Source organism: Pantoea sp. 18059 (genome assembly GCF_902706165.1).
Lineage (GTDB): Bacteria > Pseudomonadota > Gammaproteobacteria > Enterobacterales > Enterobacteriaceae > Pantoea > Pantoea agglomerans.
In genome coordinates, this window is the sequence record NZ_CACSJS010000002.1 from 471,808 (window position 1) to 489,232 (window position 17,425).

14 protein-coding genes are annotated in these 17,425 nt (G+C 56.0%); 6 read left to right on the plus strand and 8 right to left on the minus strand.

What is annotated here, in order from left to right; all coding sequences use genetic code 11:
- Nucleotides 1-89: 89 nt before the first annotated feature.
- Genes GVJ63_RS08975 through GVJ63_RS08985 form a run of 3 tightly spaced genes read right to left on the minus strand, consistent with a single transcriptional unit; the run spans nucleotide 90 to nucleotide 3,166 of the window.
- Entirely contained in the window at nucleotides 90-905 is an 816-nt protein-coding gene (locus tag GVJ63_RS08975; protein ID WP_010252038.1) for a carbohydrate ABC transporter permease, read from the minus strand.
- Entirely contained in the window at nucleotides 905-1,777 is an 873-nt protein-coding gene (locus tag GVJ63_RS08980) for a carbohydrate ABC transporter permease (protein WP_010252041.1), read from the minus strand. Before GVJ63_RS08980 ends, GVJ63_RS08975 begins: the two co-directional genes overlap by 1 nt.
- Nucleotides 1,778-1,834: 57 nt before the next feature.
- Nucleotides 1,835-3,166: an extracellular solute-binding protein gene (locus tag GVJ63_RS08985; protein WP_010252044.1), complete on the minus strand. Its 1,332-nt coding sequence runs from the start codon at nucleotides 3,164-3,166 to the stop codon at nucleotides 1,835-1,837.
- A 550-nt stretch (nucleotides 3,167-3,716) separates the two neighbouring features.
- Between GVJ63_RS08985 and GVJ63_RS08990 the strand changes: the two genes are divergently transcribed.
- Entirely contained in the window at nucleotides 3,717-4,316 is a 600-nt protein-coding gene (locus GVJ63_RS08990) for a GNAT family N-acetyltransferase (protein WP_061901841.1), read from the plus strand.
- A gap of 12 nt (nucleotides 4,317-4,328) precedes the next feature.
- Nucleotides 4,329-5,420: an ABC transporter ATP-binding protein gene (locus GVJ63_RS08995; RefSeq protein WP_010252048.1), complete on the plus strand. Its 1,092-nt coding sequence runs from the start codon at nucleotides 4,329-4,331 to the stop codon at nucleotides 5,418-5,420.
- 57 nt (nucleotides 5,421-5,477) lie between these two features.
- Here GVJ63_RS08995 and GVJ63_RS09000 read toward each other — a convergent pair whose 3' ends face one another.
- Both GVJ63_RS09000 and GVJ63_RS09005 read right to left on the minus strand, forming a co-directional pair.
- Complete coding sequence (locus GVJ63_RS09000; RefSeq protein ID WP_159226724.1) at nucleotides 5,478-6,596, minus strand: ROK family transcriptional regulator; 1,119 nt, start codon at nucleotides 6,594-6,596, stop codon at nucleotides 5,478-5,480.
- 40 nt (nucleotides 6,597-6,636) lie between these two features.
- Nucleotides 6,637-7,521, minus strand: coding sequence for a BadF/BadG/BcrA/BcrD ATPase family protein (locus GVJ63_RS09005; RefSeq protein ID WP_061901843.1), 885 nt, complete (start codon nucleotides 7,519-7,521; stop codon nucleotides 6,637-6,639).
- 270 nt (nucleotides 7,522-7,791) lie between these two features.
- On the opposite strand from GVJ63_RS09005, the gene GVJ63_RS09010 reads away from it, so the two are divergent.
- On the plus strand, nucleotides 7,792-8,949 hold the full coding sequence (locus GVJ63_RS09010) for a Gfo/Idh/MocA family protein (RefSeq protein ID WP_010252054.1): 1,158 nt from the start codon (nucleotides 7,792-7,794) through the stop codon (nucleotides 8,947-8,949).
- 215 nt (nucleotides 8,950-9,164) lie between these two features.
- Nucleotides 9,165-9,374 (plus strand): hypothetical protein, encoded by a 210-nt coding sequence (locus tag GVJ63_RS09015; RefSeq protein ID WP_010252057.1) that lies wholly within the window; start codon nucleotides 9,165-9,167, stop codon nucleotides 9,372-9,374.
- 623 nt (nucleotides 9,375-9,997) lie between these two features.
- Here GVJ63_RS09015 and GVJ63_RS09020 read toward each other — a convergent pair.
- Both GVJ63_RS09020 and GVJ63_RS09025 read right to left on the minus strand, forming a co-directional pair.
- Nucleotides 9,998-10,639: a hypothetical protein gene (locus tag GVJ63_RS09020; RefSeq protein ID WP_052271188.1), complete on the minus strand. Its 642-nt coding sequence runs from the start codon at nucleotides 10,637-10,639 to the stop codon at nucleotides 9,998-10,000.
- Between the two features lie 512 nt (nucleotides 10,640-11,151).
- Nucleotides 11,152-12,393 (minus strand): MFS transporter, encoded by a 1,242-nt coding sequence (locus tag GVJ63_RS09025; RefSeq protein WP_159226725.1) that lies wholly within the window; start codon nucleotides 12,391-12,393, stop codon nucleotides 11,152-11,154.
- Between the two features lie 400 nt (nucleotides 12,394-12,793).
- On the opposite strand from GVJ63_RS09025, the gene GVJ63_RS09030 reads away from it, so the two are divergent.
- The gene (locus tag GVJ63_RS09030) at nucleotides 12,794-13,393 is read left to right on the plus strand and encodes a hypothetical protein (RefSeq protein WP_235038338.1); all 600 of its coding nucleotides are present in this window, start codon (nucleotides 12,794-12,796) and stop codon (nucleotides 13,391-13,393) included.
- A 275-nt stretch (nucleotides 13,394-13,668) separates the two neighbouring features.
- Complete coding sequence (locus GVJ63_RS09035; protein WP_159226726.1) at nucleotides 13,669-16,059, plus strand: glucose/quinate/shikimate family membrane-bound PQQ-dependent dehydrogenase; 2,391 nt, start codon at nucleotides 13,669-13,671, stop codon at nucleotides 16,057-16,059.
- A 55-nt stretch (nucleotides 16,060-16,114) separates the two neighbouring features.
- Here the strand turns inward: GVJ63_RS09035 and GVJ63_RS09040 are convergent, their stop codons facing one another.
- The gene (locus tag GVJ63_RS09040; RefSeq protein WP_159226727.1) at nucleotides 16,115-17,320 is read right to left on the minus strand and encodes an MFS transporter; all 1,206 of its coding nucleotides are present in this window, start codon (nucleotides 17,318-17,320) and stop codon (nucleotides 16,115-16,117) included.
- Between the last annotated feature and the right edge of the window lie 105 nt (nucleotides 17,321-17,425).

A 17,425-nucleotide genomic window follows, 5' to 3' on the forward strand; every position in this document is an offset into this window, starting at 1 on the left:
AGGATTGAGGAGGAGGAATTGCAGCACGATACGGCGCGGCAAACCTTTGTCTGGCCGCCAGTGCGCCGTTTCGTGCGGGCTATCACAGATTACTTCACGGCCCCTTCGGTGACGCCGCTGATGAACTTGCGCTGGAAAATCAGGAACACCACGATCAGCGGCATAATCACAATCATCGCGCCCGCCATCAGCACCGGAATGTCGATGGTGTTTTTGTTCTGGAAAAACATCATGCCAATTGGCAGTGTGCGTAACTCATCCTTGTTGACCAGAATCAGCGGGATCAGGAACTCATTCCAGGTCCAGATAAACAGCAGCAGCCCCAGCGTTGAGAGGGTCGGCCAGATAGCGGGCACCAGAATGCCCCACAGAATTTTGACCCGCGATGCCCCATCCATTACCGCCGCTTCCACCAGTTCTTTCGGCACCTGCTGGAAAGCACTGGCGATCATCAGCGTGGTAAAGGGCAGCGACAGGGCGATTTGCGGCAGGATCAGCGCCAGATAGGTGTTGGTCAGCCCCATCCAGCGCAGCTCGTGATAGAGCGGAATGATAAAGGCTTCACTCGGCAATACCATCCCCAGCGCCAGCATCGCTCCGATGACTTTTTTACCAGGGATTTTCAGCCACGCGAAACCGAACCCGGCCAGAATGCCCAGCAGCACGCTGAACAGCACCACCGGAATCACCACCAGCACCGAGTTGAGGAAGTAGACGTTGAAGTGTCCCTGTTGCCACGCGGTCAGGTAGTTTTTGAAATTCAGCGAGGCGGGCAGCGTGAAGACCCCCTGAAACAGCTCCATCTGGGTTTTGAACGACGTCATCAGCGCCATCAGGAACGGCAGAATCGTCATCAGCGCCACGATCCAGATCAGCGCGCGTGAAATCACCGGCGTGCTTCGCATCAGTAACGCTCCTTTAAGGCCAGATGGATCAGATAGTTAATCCCTAAAACAATGACCATGCTGAACACCGCCACCGACGAGGCGTAGCCAAAGTAGTGCAGATCAAAGCCCTGCTTATACATAAAGATGTTGGTCACCATGGTGGAGGTGCCCGGGCCGCCCTGCGTCATCACATAGACCAGGTCAAAGGCTTTCAGGCTGGCGATCACCGTCAGCAGCAGGGCAATCCGCAGCTCGGGTCGCAGGCCTGGCAGCGTAATGCGCATAAACTTCTGGCGACGCGACGAGCCATCGAGATCGGCCGCTTCCAGCAGTGAGGGATCCATGCGCTGCAGGCCCGCCATAAACAGAACCAGACAGAAGCCGAAGAAGTACCAGGTGGCGACCAGACCCACGGCGGGCAGCGCCCAGGTAAAATCACCCAGCCAGGAGAGTGCCAGCTGGGGCAATCCGATTGCGCGTAATATCTGGTCGATCGGACCAAACGCCGGGTTATAGAGCCAGCGCCACACCACGCCCAGCACCGCCATCGGCATGATGTAGGGCAGGAAAAAGAGAATGCGCAGCACGCTGCGTTCGCTGTTGTTGCGCGTGTCATACAGAAAGCTGCAGAGCAGCAGGCCGACGCCAATCGGCAACAGGGTATAGAACAGCATCAGGATGGCGTTATTGCCCAGTGCAATCCAGAACACCGGATCGCTGAACATCCGCAGATAGTTGCTGACGCCGCTAAACACCGGCAGCGAGGTGCCGTCCCATTCGGTAAAACTGATGCCCAGCGAGGCCAGTAGCGGGAACAGCAGAAACACCGCATAGACCAGCACCGCAGGCAGAACATAGAGAAAATTACGCCAGCCACTTAAATTCAACATAACTCTACTCGTGGTTCAGAACGAGGCTCAGGCCCGGCTGTTCGCCGGGCCTCCGGCTTAATGCTTCAGTGTTTTCAGGTAACGCTGATAGTTGTTATCAAAATTAACTACCATCTGATCGGGTGTCTGACGGCCCGCCAGCAGCAGCTGAACGTTCTGATTCAGCTCGGCGTTCATGGTGGGTGTCGCCCAGTCCACGTAGTGGCCTAAACCGTCGTAATCATTGAGCGTCAGCCAGACCTGATACGCCTCGGCCAGCAGCGGATTGTCCGCTGGCATTTTCGCCGCTTTGTTGGTGCTGGCAGGCAGGAAGCCCACCTTCAGCCAGCGGTTCGCCATGGCATCAGAGACCATATAGTTGATGAACTTCGCCGCACCTTCCTGCTGATCTTTGCCTTTGGCAGTGCTGGTGATGGAGAACGCCAGATCGGTACCGCCCACCATCAGCGGCTGCTTCACGCCTTCACCGGCAGGCATCGCGGCAAAGTGAATATCTTTGTTGTCTTTAAACTGGCCGAGATACCAGGTGCCGCTGACCAGGAACGCAGCCTGGCCGTTCTGGAACAGCGTCGCCGCATCGTCGTGACCGATGCCCTGGAAGCCAGGGAAGAAGTACCCTTTGTCGGTCCAGCTCTTCATCATAGAGGCGGCATTGACCAGCTTGCTGTCTTTGAAGGTGCCGCCCACATCGTAAATCAGATTATCCAGCGTCTTGCGGTCGTGGCTCTCAATCTGCGCCTGCCACAGGGTGCTGAGCAGCTGCTGGCCCATGTTGCCATCCAGCAGACCGAGCATCATCGGTGCGGTGCCCTGCTGCTTCAGTTTCGCCATCGCGCTTTCCAGCTCAGCCAGCGTTTTCGGCACGGCAATACCTGCTTTATCCAGCAGCGCTTTGTTGTAATAGAGCCCGACCATCTCGCCCAGGCTGGCGACGCCATAGAGTTTGCCGCTGCCAAACTCGCCGCTGTCTGACCAGCGGTTACGTTTCAGAATCGAGTCCGGGAAGCGTGTGGTCCAGCCGTTGCTGGCGGCGTAGCTGTCGAGCGGCAGCAGCAGCTTATCTTTAACCAGCGAGCCCATATCGCCGCCGCCCTGGTTGACCTGAGCGATCTGCGGGCCATCACCGGCGGTCAGCGCCAGCTTCAGGGGAATACGGGTATCTTCAAAGGAGTGAACCGAGCGGTTAATCACAATGCCGGGATTCTGCTGGGAAAACTCTTTAATCCCTTCATCTACCGCGGCAGTCTGCTCCGGGTAGTTGTAGATATCCCACTCATTCAGGGTAACGGCGGCGTGGGCGGCATGCGAGACGCTGCCCGCCAGCAGGCCCGCTGCCAGCAGCCGACCCACATTGCGAATTCGGAACGAACGAACGGAGGAAACAGACATTATGCTCACCTTCTTCAGACCAGGATCGGCATCCTTTCATCTCACCGCCTGACATCCTGCAGGCTGCAGCCGCACACAAACGCACTCACTCATACTTACTTTAATAAAAAAATAAAGTCAAACAGCCTGCGCGGGGAATTGCAACGCTGTGAGCACGCGCAAATAAACAGCGACATGGCGTGAAATTCAGCACACTGCGCTGGCATTTACGCGATTAACCGTGGCGGTGCGTCGCCAGCTACTTTTTCTGCAGCAGGAGATGCCAGTGCAATCATTGCAAAATAACGTCCTGATAAAACATACGAAAATCCTATCACGCTCACACTTTTCCCCTTTCACTGGCCGTGAATCTGCTGCCAGCCGCCACGATCCGGGCGTGTTGGCGATCACAGTTGTGCATCCCGATGCCGGTAAACATTGCCGAAGCGCCCGTGTTAGTGAGATAAGGTAATTATTCTATCTTGAAAACTAAGTCCACTTTCATTAACGTAACTTTTATCTGCGGATCTGTTCAATCCCTGACCGATTCACTCACTCACGAGAATTCACCATGGCGAATCAAGGTGTCATTCGTCCGGCCACCCCGGCGGACTACCCGGCGCTCTACCGCATCTGCCTGGAAACAGCCGATGCAGGTGGCGATGCCCGCGCGCTCTATTCCGATCCTGACTATCCCGGCCAGCGTTTTGCTGTGCCTTATGCGCGTTTCGCGCCTGACTTTGCTTTTGTGCTGGAGCGGGACGGTGAGGTGCAGGGTTATGTGGTCGCCGCGCCCGATACCCGCGCGTTTGAAGCGCAGCTACAGGCCGAATGGTGGCCGCAGCTGCAGGAGAAATATCGTGATCGCAGCGCCAGCGCGCCGCTCGACAGCAAAGTGCTCGACGCAATACGCCATCCTGACCAGGCCGCTGACACGCTGGTGACGCAGTGGCCCGCTCATCTGCATATCAACCTGCTGCCGGCGGCACAGAAAGGCGGCTGGGGTCGCCGGATGATTGAGCATGAGCTGGCGGCGCTGCGCGCTGCCGGTGTCAGCGGTGTCCATCTTGGCGTCAGCCTGCAGAATGAGCAGGTCTGTGCCTTTTATCAGCGCATGGGGTTCACCCCAATCCTGCGCAGCAATGCCATCTACATGGGCCAGTTACTCTGAGTGAGGTAGCCGATGACCAGCCTGCGCTTGCAGAATGTGAAGAAGTCTTATGAACACGTTAATGTCATTCATGGCATCGATCTGACGATCAACAGCGGCGAATTTGTGGTGTTTGTCGGGCCATCCGGCTGCGGCAAATCGACGCTGCTGCGGATGATCGCCGGGCTGGAGGAGATCAGCAGCGGTCAGTTGCTGATTGAGGAGCAGGACATGACGCAGCAGCCCGCCACCGAGCGCGGCATTGCTATGGTGTTTCAGTCTTATGCGCTCTACCCCAACATGACGGTGCGCGGCAACCTGGCCTATCCGCTTGAGGTAATGAAGAAGTCTAAGGCGGAGATCAATGAGGCGATTGCCCGGACGGCCGCCCGCCTGCATCTCACCGAACTGCTCGACCGCCTGCCGCGCGCGCTCTCTGGCGGACAACGGCAGCGCGTGGCGATTGGCCGGGCAATTATCCGTCATCCGCGTATCTTCCTGTTCGATGAGCCGCTCTCTAACCTCGATGCCGAGCTGCGTTTGCAGATGCGGATTGAGATTGCGCGGCTGCACGCCTCGCTCGGCAATACCATGATTTATGTCACCCACGATCAGCTGGAAGCGATGACGCTGGCTGACCGCATCGTCGTGCTGCGTCAGGGCCGCATTGAGCAGGTCGGCGCACCGCTGACGCTCTATCACGATCCGGATAACCTGTTTGTCGCCGGTTTTATCGGCTCGCCAAAAATGAACTTCCTGCGGGCGGAAATCAGCGCCACGGGCGAGGGTGAAGTGCAGCTGCGGGTGCCGGAACTGAAGATTGAGGGGCTGGTGCTGAAAATCGCCGCCGACTGCCGCGAGGGGCAAACCGTGACGCTGGGAATTCGTCCCGAGCATTTCCAGCCTGCCGCGCAGACGCCGGAGGCATTGCGCTTTCACGGCGAGCTGGCCTATGGCGAAATGCTGGGCCACACCAACTATCTCTACCTGGATATCGGGCGTGAAGAGATGCTGGTGGTGGAAGAGCGCGAAGCAACCACGCGCGATCTGGGAACCCAGGTTGAACTGGGCTTTTCTGCTGCGCACTGCCTGCTGTTTGATGAGCAGGGAATGCGCCTGCGCTAAGGGAAGCGCGGAAACAAAAACGGGCGCCGCGGCGCCCGTTTTTATTCGAGGGATAACTCAGGTGACCGGCTCTTCATCGGCCTGCGCCGCCAGCAGATCAAGCAGCCGGTTGACAGCAAAACCCGCCGCGCCCAGCGCCCACATGCGGTTCGACTCAGTCAGGAACTGCAGCGGCGTCATGTGCGGCGTCAGTTTAAGTCGGTAGGCCTGGAAGCTCTGGGTGATGTGATCGAGCAGAATGCGTGACGCCATGTGCGGCTCCATCGCCAGATAAACCACATCCGGATCGTAAGCCACCGACAGGTTCGCCAGTGAAATTCCCAGCTCGCGTCCTGCCTCTTCCAGCACCGCCAGCACCTCGGGTGTTGGCCGCTGATCCAGCGCCTGCCACGTGAGGCCTTCCACCGGTTCCTGCTCAGCAAGCCGTTGCAGAATGGCGCGCGATGAGGCGACATCTTCCAGCAGACGCAGTGAGCCGTCGCCCACCAGCCCGTTGCCAATCTCCCCCGCCTTGCCGTGACGACCGCGGTAGAGCTGACGATTCAGGATGATGCCTGCCCCGATCCCTTTGCCGTAGGTGGCGATCACCGCCGACTGCGCGTTGCCGAGCTGACCAAATACCAGCGCCGCCATTGCCATGGCGTTGGCGTCATTCTCGATAAACACCGGCAGCGAGAAACGCTCTTCCAGCAGGCGCGCAATCGGGACGTTGTCCCAGTCGAGCACTTTGGAGCGGATACAGTAGCCGTTTTCGGCATCGACCAGTCCCGACAGGGCCAGGCCAATGGCGCCCACCCGCTTCTCCTCAACGCCGCGCAGGAATTTCGCCAGTGCATCGCCGAGCTGGCGCGGTGTAAGCGTGCCTTTCGGCATCTGCTGTTCACCCAGCAGATTGCCGCTGAGATCGGTCATGACGATCAGGTTGCGTTCTGCATTGAGCTGAATGCCAATCACGCTGGCGCGATCGGGATTGAGCCCAAGCAGCGTTTTTGGCCGCCCCATCGACACGCGACGCAGCCCCAGCTCCTGCACGATTTCCTGCGCCAGCAGGCGATTAGTCGCCTGCGACACGGTCGACATGCTCAGTCCGCTACGAACTTTCAGGTCTGACTGGCTGATCGGCGCATTTTCAACAATCAACCGCAGAATGCGCGCGGTTACGTTGGGAGCGGTCATAAATTCCTCGGGTTATCCGGCTGAGGATGCTCAGCCAGCTTCAGATCGGTAATCGGGCAGGCGTCAGCTGCTGCGCCAGTATCAGCGCCCCGCTCAGGGCATCGCCCTGCGGCGTCACCAGCCGGGCCTGAATATCGTCATCCAGCCAGCGCTGAATCGGCGTGGCCAGTCCCCCCATCAGCGCCACGGGTCCGCTGCTCAGGGCAGTCAGACGGCGGACCATCAGGCCGATATCGGCTGCGGTCTGATGCAGCAGATCCTGTGCATGACCATCGCCCGCGTCGGCGGCCGCAAAAATCTGTGGCACCACGCGAGCCCAGTCTGCAGGCGTCGCTGAGCGCGTCCAGAGCAGCATGGTTTCCGGGCCGTGGTCGAACTGCGCCATCAGCTGCCGGGTAAGAGCGCTCGGGGTAATAATCGCTTCATGGGCCAGCAGCGCCAGCCGCAGCGCACGACGGCCCAGCTCAGCGCCCGATCCCTGGTCAGACAAGGCAAAGCCCCAGCCGCCAAGCAGCGTAAACTGTTCGCCATCCCACGCGGCTCCCTGACTGCCGGTGCCGATAATAAAGACGGCGCCAGGTGCGCCGCCATGGGCGCCCGCACAGGCGATCTCCACATCGCTGACCACCTGTAACGCCGCGCAGGCAGGTTGCCAGCTGGCGAGCCGCGCCTGTACCGAGGTGACGTTCGCACCGGCTAATCCGGCCACCAGCGCGGTTTGCGTCAGCGCCTCCGGGGCTAATCCCGCCTGTGACAATACCCGTTCGATCAGCTGCCCGACGCAGGTCAGCGCCGCGTCATAGTCTGACCAGACGTTGGCAGGCCCGCCGGTGGCTTCAGCCAGAATGCGACCCTGCAGGTCGGTTAACCGCGCGCGACACTGTGTACCGCCGCCATCAATGCCCAGAAGATAGTGTGGTTGCACGCGCTTCCTTCCCTGATTAAGGGTTATAGCCATAATGAGCGAACGATAGGATAAAAAAACTTAAATCGCAATAACAAATAAATATAGCAAAATCATATCTGAATTTTCTTCTTATTTTACATCATCATAACAAAAAACCCCTCGCAAAACGCGCAGTGCGTTATTGACATTAGTTTTTCTGTCGTAATAAGTTGGTGGTCAGATTATCAACAGGCGCGCCCGATCACAGGCGGGCTATGCATCATGCGATTTCAGGAGCAGGGGTTTAACATGAAAGTAGGCATTATCGGTCTCGGCTTTCGACTGTCCCACGTGATCAAAGAGTTCAGCAAAGCCGACGACGCCTTTTCGGTAGTGGGTTATTACGATCCGGCACCCGCCGGACTGCCTAATCTGCACAGCTTTGGTATCGCGCCCGGCCAGGCCTTTGCGTCAATCGATGCTCTGCTGGAACATGGCGGAATGGATGTCGTGCTGGTTGGCTCTCCCAACTTTCTGCATCTGGAGCATGTGGGTCAGGCGCTGGCAGCGGGTTACACGGTGTTTACCGAAAAGCCGGTGGTGATCAATGAAGAGCAGACCATGGAGATGGCGAAGCTGGTGCGTCAGTATGGCGAAGCGCGCATTCTGGTCGGCTTGGTACTGCGCTATTCCCCGCTCTATCATGATTTGCTGGCGGCACGCGATGCGGGTCAGTTGGGTGAGATCACCTCGATTGAGGCGACAGAACATATCAAGCCTTATCACGGCGCATTCTTTCAGCGCGACTGGCGCCGTCTGGAGAAATATGCCGGCCCGTACATTCTGGAAAAATGCTGTCACGACATCGATCTCTATCAGGGCCTGTTGCAGGAGCGCCCGATCCGCGTCGCCAGCTTTGGTGGCCGGAAATCCTTTACTCCCGCTCATGCGCCGCAGGGAGCTATCACCGCTGACTCAGAACTTTATCACGTGAAGCCCAGCGGCTGGTCGAGCACCGATGCGGTGTTCGATAGCGATGCCGATATTGTCGACTACCAGACTGCCCTGATTGAGTACGAAGGCGGCGCGACGCTGGCCTTCCACGCCAATCTGAATGTGCCGGATGAGTTCCGCCGTTTCTGTGTCATGGGCACCGACGGCATGGCGGAAGGCGACTTCGTGCGCAACTACTTCCGCGTACACAACGCGCGCAGCGGCGAGAAAGAGGTCGATACCGCCTACAGCGGCAATGCGTATGATGGCCATTACGGCGCAGATGCGTTGATGGCTGAAGAGATCGTTAAACATATTAAACAGGGAACACCGCTGAAAGTTTCAGTAGTGGACGCGCTGGAAGCGGGCCTCACGGCAATTAAAATCGATGAGGCCCGTAAAACCCGCAGCGTAGTGGACATGCGTGAAAGCTGGCTAACATTTGACGCCAACCTGGGAAAAACCGGGGCCTGATGGCCCCAGCCTGCGGGTCGGCCTCCCCCTCTGACCCCAGGATTTTAATGGCAGTATGACTGGTAACTTCCTGTACTGGCCTTCGGGCCAGTGACAATATTGAGGTTGAGCTGGCTCGGGAAACCGTTGCCAGCGACAACTCAACCGCCCCTTCTCCAGCCCTCTTCTCCGAAGGCGTATTTGATTAAATGGCCCCCTGCTGGAGGCAGCGCTTAATGAAGGTTTTTTTCATTCCGGGCGCAGACCGAGGGGCGCTGGCAGTGAAGGTACTCATACAGCAGCAGCATTCCTACCGGGTTATCCTCCAGATTTTCGAAATCAACGTGAGTTTTTTCCAGAAGATATTTTCTCAGGGCGCTAACCGGGATGTTTTTATGGGAAGCCAGCGCCCGGCACAGCTGCGCCACGATCTCGCACTTTACTGAATACGGCACATCAGGATTATAAATTTCCGGAATGGAGTGAGTCTGATTCATAACGGTACCCTCTATAAGCGCTTAAGCTGACTGAGGAGGCCACAGGCCTGCCGATGAGAGATAAGTTATAGCAAGGAACGCGTTTTCGTGTAAATCAGGAACGTTTTGAAAGGCGTTCCGGAGCTTTGCGTTCGTCCGGTTTGCGTCTCAGTCAGAGGCAACTTAAACACTTAAAGCGATGGGAACATATGCCTGTAGCAAAGCATCGCGGGCCACGGACAAAAACGCCGGGAGCGTTTTTGAACAACGCAAAGCGTTGGCCCGGCTTCGGGCGCACCTCAGGGATGAGGTGCGTAATCGCCCGCGCTGAGCCTGCACCGGGTGATCTTGTGCTGATACGCGACAGTCTTTCATCCCTGATGGTAATGTGTTTATTAGTGACCTGGTTTCAATCTTCTTTGGATGAAATCTTCCAGGCTAACCAGTAAAGAACCAGGCCAGCGATAAAGACGAGTAAGGGGGCGATAACGCGCATAATTCCTTCATTCGCAAATATTGCGATGAAAATTCCAATCACTACAGCGCTGACAACAACCGCCCCTGATAACTCAGAAATGACTTTTCTGATTAGTCTAAAGATTTTCGATTGCACCCAGAAATTGCTCCGTTTTCGAAGGATTTTTACGTAGAGTCTCACCGAGCTCGATGTAATTGGCTAAAGGTTCTTCAAAGAGGAAGTAAAGCATTTCAAAATCAAGTATATAAAGCCTTGACCATAATTCAGGATTTTGATGCCTCAAACGCCGTGAAGCTGCAGAAGCACGCGAAAGCACCCCCTGCAGAACTATGCCGCCCGCAAGGGTGCCTGTCCATAATCGCAGTGATAACTTCGTTATCACGCTGGCCATCATTCCTCCAACAACTTTTGAACCAAGATAACCTGTAATGGCCAGCTGCATGGACTGTCTTGAACCCAGTGAAGACGCTGCTCCGATGAGTTTATCTGTGATTTTTTTAAGGGCTGGATCCGGAAGGTAGGAAAGAGAGTCTTTGATTATCATCTCTGCAATCTGCCCCAGAATGGCTCTGTTACGGAAGAGCTTGTTCAAAGCCCGATACATCCTCTCATCCTCACCGAAGTTACGGCGCTGAATGTTTTTGCCGCCATCTGCCAGGTTGAGATCCTGAAAGGTTCTTTCAATACCCAAATAAAAATCCATCGGAAGTGAAGCAATACCATGAGCAACTGATACGGCGAGCGTCTTTGCGTCCATTCATTCTTCTACCGTTTTAGATACCAGCCTGAAAAATATTAGCGCACGCTGCCTTCCGTAAACGAAAACTGATCTCTTGAGTGCCATCAATATGGTTTTAATTGGCACTGATTTGTCATTCACTCCTATGCCAGGATCAAGAACTGGGATTAGAAAAGGGCATTTTTTAATCATTGCCGCTGCGCAGCATCACTAAATGGCGGAACAGTTAAAGGTGCCGGAAACGAGCCGTTCGTATCAGAAAAGCATTAAAGGACTCTCAAGGGCCGCAGACAGGCTTTGGTCACAAACAAACTTAAAGCGATGGCAGCATATGCCTGCACACAATTCTACAACCGCAATAACCCAGCCAGCCTCAATCCATCTCTCCGCAGCCTTAGGCAACGAACAAACTCAAAGCGAATGAGCGAATGGATGGCGCTTTTGCGTCTTTGCGAAAGGTGTTTGTTCCCTGCGCCTGCGCCGTGGTTAACCACCTCACAACCCCCCTCACCTAACCCCAACGCCAGTCATCAAACCGGATCCACCTCATTCTCCAGCTTCTGACGCCGTCGCAGATGCGGAAACAACTTCATCCACAGCGCCACCACCACCAGCGTACCGATGCCGCCAATCGCCGCCGCCGGTGCCGCACCCATCCAGGCCGCCAGCAACCCCGACTCAAACTCGCCCAGCTGATTCGACGTATTAATGAAAATCGCGTTAACCGCATTCACCCGACCGCGCATGGTATCCGGCGTATCCAGCTGCACCAGCGCACCCCGGATCACCATACTCACCATATCAAAGCCACCCAATGCACAGAGCGCCACCAGCGACAGCCATAAATGCGTGGAAAGCGCGAACACCAGCGTCGCAACGCCAAAGCCCGCCACCGAGCCAAACATAATCATCCCGACATGCTTCTCCAGCTTGTGACGGCTCAGCCAGATGCCCACCAGCAATGCTCCCACCGACGGTGCGCCGCGCAACATCCCCAACCCCCAGGGCCCGGTATGCAGAATATCTTTGGCAAAAATCGGCAGCAGCGCCGTTGCACCGCCCAAAAGCACCGCAAACAGATCGAGCGAAATTACCCCAAGTACATCTTTGCGCTCACGGATAAAGTGAATCCCGGCAAACAGATTCTTCATATTCATCGGCAGACGAGCCTGCACCGGACGCTCATAACGCAGCAGACTCACCAGCGTCAGCGAAACCAGATAAAATAGCCCGGAAACGCCATACACCACATGCGGCCCGGCGACATAAAGCAGCCCGCCAATCGTCGGCCCGACGATAACCGCTGCCTGACCGCCCACGGAGTTCATCGCCATCGCACGCGCCAGAATCGAAGGTGGCACCAGCGACGGCAGCATCGAAGACATCGCAGGCCACTCCAGCGCTTTCGCCACTGCAATCATAAACACCAACCCCCACAACGCGGTCTTATCGGGGGTATGGAATAAGGTAAGCACCACTAATGCCAGCAGTGCGGCAAATTCCACCAGCTGACCCAACAGCACGATCCGCCGCCGGTCATATTGATCCGCCAGATGGCCCGCTGGCAGCGCCAGCAACACCGACGGCAGAAACTGCATTAAGCCAATCATCCCTAACGCCATCGCGCTGTTGGTCAGCGCATAGATCTGCCAGCTGATTGCGACCGAGAACATCTGAAAACCAAATGATGAGCAGGTACGCGCCACCCAGAAGGCGACAAATGTCCGATGTCGCCACAGCGACTCTTCCGCTGCCGATGCCATAAATCCCATGTCTTATCCCAAATCAGGTGAGGAAACCCGCGTCGTTGCGCGGTGTTATTGGTGTGGTGATTGTCGGCTTCACGATAGCAGACCGCATGCGAGCAGAAGGCCTGCGGCTCCAGCGCTGCCTCCCTGTGCGATAAGCAGCGTCCCTGTCCGGCCGAGGCGCGTCAGACCCCTCATGATTATTACCAGCCTATTGGTCCCGACTATTGAATATATTCCAGCACATCATCAGACGCCAAAGGAATTATCGTTTCTTTGCTAACAGGTTTATTTACTTTCTCAGGCAACAAAAGGATGATTTGGATTAAGCATGTGATCTATATTTATTCACGCGTTTAGAAAAATGCGACTTTTTATATGCTTAATTAACAAAAAATCCTTTCTATTGAATTTCATAGAGATAATGAAAAACAGTTTATATAACCCCTATGTTACTGAACCAATCCATCACGTTAAGCGTAATGTCACTGGCATTTGCTATAGCGTGCCTTATCTTCAGCTAAACCAGGATAGCGGCAATATACTTAATACAAACAACATTATTTCATTACACAATCAAATTGCTACTGAAGCAGCATTAATGGTTGTTCCGGTGGAAGATATTCGATTACGGGGAATGATCGCGGTTCCGGATGCCTATACGCATTTACAAAATGCGCGTGTCCGGATTGGCATTAATTATTCCAGTCTGGCAGCACACAGTACGTCACTGCTTGAATTAACAAAGAAATTTGATTTCTGGCTTTATGATTTTGCGCCACCGGGTGCAGACTGGCGACTACTGGAATCATTTCCTTTTTCAGGAATTGTTTTAACCGAATCTTTCTTTAATGATAATTATGAGAAGTTTACCTTTCCCTTTTTTATGGCGACGTTTCGTGAAAAAGGGGCAGAGGTAATCGTACGAAGTCATACGCCGCCCTTAACCGCTGAGCAGTTTGCTGAGATAAATATCAGCGGCTGGCAACAGCAACGCTCGGACGGCGATCTTATTAGCTGCTGATTCACAAATCCTGCCTTCCGGCGTTAAGGGCACACGGCGGTGCGCTTAACGTCCTTTAATCCCCCATAAAATGTCGTTTTATTCCAGTTGTTAAGCGGTTTAAGCCAAAAAAATCAAACCTCGATCTGATTTTGCTATAACATTTAACACAAAGGGATCGTCTGTCTTAACGGAAGAGATACTTCAGAACACCCTAATCATTTGTACTTGATAACTGGAAACAGCCTATCTGGTTGTTTTCGTGTGTTTTATGGCAACGAAACGAGGTCGATATTATGGGGAAAAACTCCTCATCTTTTGGCGTAATTCGTTTCCTGACAGTGCTGTTCGCAGTGCTGACGGGCGCGTTTATGCTGATTGGCGGTGGCTGGTTAGCCGCCATTGGTGGTTCCTGGTATTACGTTTTTGGCGGTGTGGTGATGCTTATCACCGCTTATCTGCTTTCCCGTCGTAAAAGCACTGCGCTGGTTCTTTATGCACTGCTACTGATCGGCACTCTGATCTGGGGTGTATGGGAAGTGGGCACCGACTTCTGGGCACTGGCACCACGCACCGATGTGCTGGTGATCTTCGGTGTCTGGCTGATCCTGCCGTTTGTTTATCGCAGCTTCAACGCGGGCAGCAAAGCCGCGCTGGGTACCATGTCTGTGGCGCTGATTGCCAGTGCCATTGTGCTGGCCTATGCGGTATTCAACGATCCGCAGGTCATTAACGGATCAGTACCAGAAACCGCTGACAATGCCCCGCAGGCTGCGCCGCTGAGCAACATCCCGGACGCTGACTGGCCCGCTTATGCGCGTGATCAGCAGGGAACCCGTTTCTCTCCGCTGAAGCAGATTAATCACCAGAACGTGAAAGAGTTGCAGGTTGCCTGGCAGTTCCAGACTGGCGACATGAAAACCCCTAACGATCCGGGTGAAATTACCGACGAAGTCACGCCGATTAAAATCCGCGACACGCTTTACCTCTGTTCGCCACACCAGATCCTGTTTGCACTGGATGCGGCCACCGGTAAGCAGAAGTGGAAATTTGATCCGGGCATGAAGGTCAACCCGACCTTCCAGCACGTGACCTGTCGCGGTGTTTCTTACCACGAAGTGCCGGCAGCCGCCGATGCAGCGAACACTCAGCCTGCGCTGTGTTCACGTCGTATCTATCTGCCGGTAAACGATGGTCGTCTGTTTGCACTGGACGCAGAGACCGGCGAACGCTGCCCGGCATTTGGCGTCAACGGCGAGCTGGATCTGCAACACAAACAGCCTGTCACCACTGCGGGTCAGTATGAGCCGACCTCACCGCCGGTGATTACTAACACCACCATCGTGATGGCGGGTGCGGTTACCGATAACTACTCAACCCGCGAGCCGTCAGGCGTGATTCGTGGCTTTGATGTGAATACCGGCAAACTGCTGTGGGTGTTTGATCCAGGCGCAAAAGATCCTAATGCCATTCCGGCTGATGAACACACCTTCACCATGAACTCTCCGAACTCATGGGCACCGGCAGTTTACGATCCGAAACTGGATACCGTTTACCTGCCGATGGGCGTGAGCACACCGGATATCTGGGGCGGTAACCGCACACCAGAGCAGGAGCGTTATGCGAGCAGCGTGCTGGCCCTGAACGCCACCACCGGTAAGCTGGTCTGGTCTTATCAGACTGTGCATCACGATCTGTGGGATATGGATCTGCCGTCGCAGCCGACGCTGGCTGACATCACCGACAAAGATGGCAATACCGTACCGGTTGTCTACGCGCCAGCGAAAACCGGCAACATCTTTGTACTGGATCGCCGAACCGGCAAGCCAGTCGTGCCTGCGCCAGAAACGCCAGTGCCACAGGGTGCTGCTAAAGGCGATCACGTTGCCGCCACTCAGCCCTACTCTGAGCTGACCTTCCGTCCGAAACAGAATCTCACGGACAAGGATATGTGGGGCGCAACGATGTTTGACCAACTGGTGTGCCGCGTGATCTTCAAGCGCCTGCGCTATGAAGGTCCGTTCACCCCGCCATCTGAGCAGGGTACGCTGGTGTTCCCGGGTAACCTCGGTATGTTCGAATGGGGCGGCATCGCAGTCGATCCTCATCGTCAGATCGCGATTGCTAACCCAATGGCGCTGCCGTTTGTCTCTAAGCTGATTCCACGTGGCCCAGGCAACCCGATTGAGCCGCCGAAAGGCGCTGAAGGTGGTTCAGGTACTGAAACCGGTATTCAGCCTCAGTATGGCGTGCCGTATGGCGTCGAGCTGAACCCGTTCCTGTCACCGTTTGGTCTGCCATGCAAACAGCCTGCCTGGGGTTACATCTCCGCGGTGGATCTGAAGACCAACAACGTGGTGTGGAAACAGCGTATCGGTACCGTTCGCGATAGCGCACCGGTTCCGCTGCCGTTCAAAATGGGTATGCCGATGCTGGGTGGTCCTATCACCACCGCAGGTAAGGTGTTCTTCATTGGTGCGACCGCAGATAACTACCTGCGTGCTTTCAGCACTGATACCGGCGAACTGTTATGGCAGGCACGTCTGCCAGCAGGCGGCCAGGCGACACCGATGACCTATGAAGTGGATGGCAAGCAGTACGTTGTCATCGCAGCAGGGGGTCACGGCTCGTTTGGTACCAAGCTGGGCGATTATGTGATTGCCTACGCGCTGCCAGACCAGAAGTAATTCACGCAGCTGTGAATAAACTAAGGCGGACTCCGGTCCGCCTTTTTTGATCGCGCTACTTTTTCATCCCACGCCAGTTGAGCCAGGCGCAAAACAGCATCACCACGCAGGTTGCCAGAAACACCGGCCGCATCCCGAATGCACCACCCACCAGCCCACCGAACAGCGGGCCGCTGACCTGGCCGATATATTGTGCCGATGTCGAATATCCCAGCATCCGCCCAACCTGTGAACCCGGCACGTTATGACGAATGATCGCCGTGATGCACGGCATCAACCCGCCCAGCGCCATCCCCATCAGAAAACGCAGCAGCACCAGTTGCCAGGCCGCCGTGATAAATGCCTGGGGTATCAGCAGCAGGCCGCTAACGACTAAACCACCGGTCAGCACCTGCCAGTGCCCTACCCGATCGGCCAGCCGACCCAGTCGTGGTGCCGCCAGGACCGTACCCAGCGCCGCAGCGGACATCACCAGTCCGGCTATCAGGGTGATCTGATGGTCGCCCTGCACAAACTCGCCCACGTAAAGCGTAATAATCGGCTCAATCGACATGCTGGCGAAGATCAGCAACATGCCAGAGAGCCACATCAGCCGTATCAGGCTGTGATTAACCGGCCCGGCTTCAGGATGCGGTTGCTGGCTGGCGCGCGATGTCGCGGGAGCTCGTGGCTGCTCTTTGAGTAAAAAGGTGGTGGCGAGGAAGGCGAGAAAAATCACGGCACCGGTCAACCAGAAAGTCTGACGAATCCCGATCAGTGGCGGTAACACACCGCCCAGCAGCGGCCCGACCACGTTGCCGGCCATAATGCCGGAGGACAACACCCCCAGCGCCCAGCCGGTCTGCGCTTTCGGCGTTTGCGCCGCCACCAGAATGGTCGAGCCCGACGCGTAGCCGCCCAGCAGCCCCGCCAGCAGGCGCAGCGCCACCAGTTGCCACGGCGCGGTCGCCATGCCAATCAGCGACATCGCAATCGCCATCCCGAGACTGGCCCGAATCAGCATCAGCTTACGACCATAGCGGTCAGCCAGCCTGCCCCACAACGGCGCAGTCAGTGCGGCGCTGAAAAAGGTCGCGCCGTAGGCAAGGCCGGACCAGCGGGAGATAGCGGCTGGCTGCTCAACGCCGAGTTGCTGCACATAGAGCGGCAGGAACGGCAGCAGCAGCGTCATCGCCACGATAGTGGTAAAAGAGCCGACGACGCAGACCCCTAAGTTACGTCGCCAGTGCTGAAACTCTGCAGTTTCGGGTGACTGTTGCATGATGATATCCGGTGAGTGATCAGGGATACAGGCTAACCGGCGTAGCGGAGTAACAACAGTCGCGGTGAGATAGTTACTCTGTGGCGCTGATTGTTGTCAGCAGGC